The organism is Halomonas sp. V046 (assembly GCF_052645355.1).
Window position 1 is genome coordinate 1 of the sequence record NZ_JBQXYF010000045.1, and the last position, 701, is coordinate 701.

General features: G+C 62.5%; 1 protein-coding gene and 1 pseudogene. Both read right to left on the reverse strand.

Features of this window, described 5'->3' with window-relative positions; all coding sequences use genetic code 11:
* Nucleotides 1-223 (reverse strand): annotated as a pseudogene (gene narH / locus ACUN9Y_RS22125) (nitrate reductase subunit beta); the annotation flags it as partial.
* Nucleotides 220-701, reverse strand: a 482-nt coding sequence (locus tag ACUN9Y_RS22130; RefSeq protein WP_445462905.1) for a molybdopterin dinucleotide binding domain-containing protein, incomplete at its 5' end; no start/stop codon positions are given. The pseudogene narH and the gene ACUN9Y_RS22130, both read right to left, overlap by 4 nt.

Here is a 701-nt window from a genome sequence, read left to right on the forward strand (position 1 = left end):
CGATAGTGCCGTCATCACGCCGTAGCCAGCCGCCTTTCCAGCGCGCCTGGTTCTCCCACTCCTTGGGATAGCCGATGCCGGGCTTGGTCTCGACGTTGTTGAACCAGGCGTATTCCACGCCCTCGCGGCTGGTCCAGACGTTCTTGCAGGTCACCGAACAGGTATGGCAGCCGATGCACTTGTCGAGGTTGAGCACCATGCCCACTTGGGAACGGATCTTCATTTCACAGCCTCCTGAAAACCGTCATTGCCTTCGCCGTCCAGCCAGTTGATGTGCTTCATACGCCGCACGATGACGAATTCGTCGCGGTTGGAGCCCACGGTGCCGTAGTAGTTAAAGCCGTAGGACAGTTGGCCGTAGCCGCCGATCATGTGGGTCGGCTTGGGGCAGACCCGGGTCACGGAGTTGTGGATACCGCCGCGGGTGCCGGTGACCTCGGAGCCCGGCACGTTCACGATGCGCTCCTGAGCGTGGTACATCATCGCCATGCCGACCTTGACTCGCTGGCTGACGACGGCGCGTGCGGCCACGGCGCCGTTGGCGTTGTACAGCTCGATCCAGTCGTTGTCCTCCACGCCGATGGCCTTGGCGTCGTCCTCAGACAGCCACACGATGGGGCCACCGCGAGACAGCGTCTGCATCAGCAGGTTGTCGGAGTAGGTCGAGTGGATGCCCCACTTCTGGTGCGGGGTGATCCAGT